Source organism: Wolbachia endosymbiont of Madathamugadia hiepei (assembly GCF_013366855.1).
Classification (GTDB): domain Bacteria; phylum Pseudomonadota; class Alphaproteobacteria; order Rickettsiales; family Anaplasmataceae; genus Wolbachia.
Genome location: NZ_WQMP01000091.1, coordinates 1 through 3,987, shown reverse-complemented (window position 1 = coordinate 3,987; position 3,987 = coordinate 1). Strand labels below are relative to the sequence as shown.

3 protein-coding genes and 1 pseudogene are annotated in these 3,987 nt (G+C 38.1%); 2 read left to right on the top strand and 2 right to left on the bottom strand.

What is annotated here, in order from left to right:
* Positions 1–212 (top strand): annotated as a pseudogene (locus GO685_RS05430) (IS5-like element ISSoc13 family transposase); the annotation flags it as partial.
* On the opposite strand, the gene GO685_RS03760 reads toward GO685_RS05430, so the two are convergent.
* Together GO685_RS03760 and GO685_RS03755 are read right to left on the bottom strand one after the other, a co-directional pair.
* A complete protein-coding gene (locus tag GO685_RS03760; protein WP_175937633.1) occupies positions 196–954 on the bottom strand; it encodes an alpha/beta hydrolase in 759 nt (252 codons plus the stop codon). The pseudogene GO685_RS05430 and the gene GO685_RS03760 sit on opposite strands and share 17 nt — an antisense overlap.
* Position 955: 1 nt before the next feature.
* A complete protein-coding gene (locus tag GO685_RS03755; protein WP_175937632.1) occupies positions 956–1,483 on the bottom strand; it encodes a c-type cytochrome in 528 nt (175 codons plus the stop codon).
* Between the two features lie 141 nt (positions 1,484–1,624).
* On the opposite strand from GO685_RS03755, the gene recJ reads away from it, so the two are divergent.
* On the top strand, positions 1,625–3,364 hold the full coding sequence (gene recJ / locus GO685_RS03750) for a single-stranded-DNA-specific exonuclease RecJ (protein ID WP_175937634.1): 1,740 nt from the start codon (positions 1,625–1,627) through the stop codon (positions 3,362–3,364).
* The last annotated feature ends 623 nt before the right edge of the window (positions 3,365–3,987 follow it).

Genomic DNA, 3,987 nt, shown 5'->3' with positions numbered 1-3,987 from the left:
GAGAACAGAAAGTGCAAAGCTGTGATTCCGCCAAAGAGGAATCGAAAAGTGAAGAGAGACTACGACAAACATCTTTATAAAGAGCGGCATTCGATTGAATGCTTCTTTGGAAAAATCAAGAACTTAGACGTGTTTTTTCTCGATTTGACAAGACTGCTGAGGTTTTTATGGGTTTTTTAAACTTCGTTGGTTCTCTCATATGGCTTCTCTAAAATTTTGTTCACAGAGACTAATGGTCTGAAATAAAATTTCCAATGAATGGCTGTCAGACATGTTATGTTCCGCTGATTTTGTCAAGTGCACCTCAACATCAGTTGATTTGATCTTTTCAGCTAAATTTAATGAGGTTTGATAAGGAACATCTTTATCGTTAATGCTATGCAATAAGCGTACAGGAGAGTTTATGTCTATTGTCTCTTTATTTAAAAGAAGGTTTTTCCTGCCGTCTTCTATCAAATTCTTGGTTATTTTGTACGCACAACGCCCTGAAGTAAAGTCCACTACGCCTTTAGAATCTAGTTCTTCTTTTTGCTTACCTGATAACTGCTTGAATATTAAATCTTCAGTGAAGTCAGGAGCAGATGATACACCAATCAATGCTGCAATTCTTTCTGGAAATTGAAGAGCAGTAAGCAACATCAGCCACCCTCCCATACTTGAGCCTATAATTATCTGTTTGTTGCTAGTTAATTCATTGATTACTCTAGTACAATTTTTTTGCCAATCACTTATCGTGTAATCAGTAAAATCACCGCTTGAATAGCCGTGGCCAAAGTAATCAAATAGCACAAGAGCTACATCATTTTCTTGGCAAAATTTGTAAATAGCAGCTGCTTTAGTTCCATTCATATTCGATGCAAATCCACCAAAAAAGACTATAGAAGCTCTCCTTCCCTGTAGCTTTCGATATGCTATATACTTGCCACTTTCACCGAATAGTTTACAGTAATCCATATTACTTTGGTAAATCAACGGGGCTATCGCTTAGTTGACGCAAGTAGCTGACTAAATCTGCAATTTCTTGGGGATTGGAAATACCTGCAAACGCCATACGTGTACCTTTTATATAAGCTTTTGGACTTTTCAAGAAGGCAAATAGCTCTTCATATCCCCACTTCCCGCCCTTTTCGAGTACTGCTTTTGAATAATTAAATGAGTTGCCAAGGTGGGCTTTCTTGTTTCCAACTATGTTCCATAAGTTTGGCCCTACTTTATTTGCTCCACTTTTCTCAAAACTATGGCAAGCTATACATTTCTTCGCTGCTGACTTGCCTTTCTCAAAACTAGCATTCTGCATGAGTGCTCCAATGTCAAGCGCTACTTGCCAAACTTTTTGTTGAGGTTCGCCACCGCCAGCAGCTACTATCGTTTGGTATTCAATCTTATATTTCTCTGGACTGTAGAGCATATCAACCACATTGCTGACTGTCACAATAATCAGCCCGGAAAGTAAAATTGATGCTGCAATCTTATTAAGCTCCATAACTTTTATCAATTGATGTTGCTTAAATTATGCGAATATTTTCGCAAACGGCAAACAATTATCCTCAAAATAGATTGTTTCATCTTTTAATAGAGCCAAATCAAAAATTCTGGTAAAGTAGTTTTGTTTTACTTACAAAATATGCTACTTGATATTGAAAAGCGCAGTATAACAAATGCACTATGGAGGTTACAAGAAGCAGATCAAAGGGAAATTTTCACCCTGACTCAAAAATTTGAATTACCAGAAATACTAGCTAGGACACTTGTTAATCGTGGTGTTAATGTAGAGAGTGCAGGCAACTTCTTATATCCACTAATCAGATCGCTATTACCAGATCCCTTCCATCTTCTTGACATGGATAAAGCTGTTTGCCGCATAATACGGGTGATAAATAATGGTGAAAACATAGCAATATTCGGTGACTATGATGTTGATGGTGCAACGTCATCAGCATTAATTAACAGATACCTAAGGGCGATTGGTATACGCTCTATAATTTACATTCCAGATCGTGTTAATGAGGGCTATGGATTAAATGCAGACGCTTTATTGCAACTCAAAAAGAAAGGAGTTGATCTATGTATTTCTGTTGATTGCGGCACACTTGCATATCAACCGATAGAGGATGCCAAGAACTTTGGTCTTGATATTATAGTTATCGATCATCACCTTAGCACGGAAAAACTACCAAGCGCTGTGGCAGTTGTTAATCCAAACCGCCTCGATGAGAGCTCCCCTTATACTAACCTTGCAGCAGCTGGAGTGTCATTTCTGCTAATTGTTGCTCTTAACAAAAACCTGCGTGAACAGGGATTTTTTACCAACAGAAAGGAACCAGATTTATTTGATCTGCTGGATTTGGTTGCCCTTGGCACTGTTTGCGATGTTATGCAGATCACTGGCCTCAATAGAGCTTTTGTCTCACAAGGATTAAAAGTGATGTCAGCAAGAAAAAATGTTGGCTTGCGCGTTTTATTTGATGCTTTAGGAATTCTCGAAAAACCAAGCGTTTCCCGGCTGGGTTTTAATATTGGGCCATGCATAAATGCTGGAGGAAGAATCGGAGAAGCATCACTTGGTGCAAGGCTGCTTTCTACAGATGATGAAGAGGAGGCGTATTCCATCGCGCTAAAATTAATAGACTTGAATAATGCAAGGAAAATGATGGAAAATGAGGCTATTTTAGAGGCCACAACACAAGCGGAAAAGTCCATGAAATCAGGTGCGAATTTTATAATGGTAAGCGGCAATTGGCATCAGGGAATAATCGGTATAATTGCATCAAGGCTGAAAGAGAGATTTCACTTGCCAACGATAGTGATATCTTTAAACAATGGAATAGGAAAAGCGAGCTGCAGGTCAATTCCTGGGATTGATATCGGAGCTGCAGTTCTTTCTGCAAAATTTATAAATCTGATTATTGAAGGTGGCGGCCATAGTATGGCAGCAGGGTTTGCGATTAAGGAAGACAAAATAAACGATTTATATGACTTTTTCACTGAGAGATTTGCGCACTTTACGCATAATAAGGCTTTAAAAGCCGACGGTATAGTAACTGCTAAGGCAATAAACTTATCCCTGTGGAATCAACTGCGACGCTTGGAACCATTTGGTGTTGGCAATCCTGAGCCGAGGTTTATTATTCAAGGAGCGAAGATCAGGAAGCCTGAAGTTATAGGAGTTGACCATATAAAATGCTTCATTGCTGACGATAATGCTATGGTTAGAGCCATTGCGTTTCGTTCTGCAAATACTCATCTTGGTTCTGCTATCATGAAGGGTAATGTTGAAGCTATTTTGGGCAAAATCTCTATGAATTATTGGAATGGCAATGAGTTTGTACAATTTTTAATAGAAGATGTATTGACTATTAGCTGAGCTGCCTATTAATCTCAACGTTGGCAACAGAAACAAAAAAACTACTTGACAACTTTCGCCTTTACCCTTATCATGGAATTAGAGCTATTCATTTAGCTTCAATCTGTGCAGATTAAACGACGAAAGTATCACGGCTGGCGTCTTATGTTTAATTTTTTGCACTATGTGCACCTCATGTCTTTATTAATTTCACCTAGACTTCTAGATTTTTGCCTATACGAGCTGAAACGCGCTTATAAGTCGTTCAAGACAGTATAGTACGCCAATTTGCAGGATTAGAGAGTGAGCAACTTCTACCACGGGATTTCTTTTGTCTTTTTTTCTGCTTAGTGAATTTCTTAACGCTTCAGTCAAGGTTAGTTGTAGTTTAAAAGCAGCTAAATTGGAGCGTTTAAGGCTAAAAAGATGCCAATATTTTTGAGCAGATATTGACCAGGGCTTCTTTTGCCTTTTTCTCTATTTGGTGAATTTCTTAAATATTTATTACTAAAGTAGTATCTTGGATGCCATTGTCAGCTACTTGGATGATACCCCCCTAGTCTCTGTGAAAAAAGTTTATCATGAGAAAATAAGGAAAGATGTAGCAAAAACTGGTAGTTTAACTTAGCTAAAAATAGAGAAAC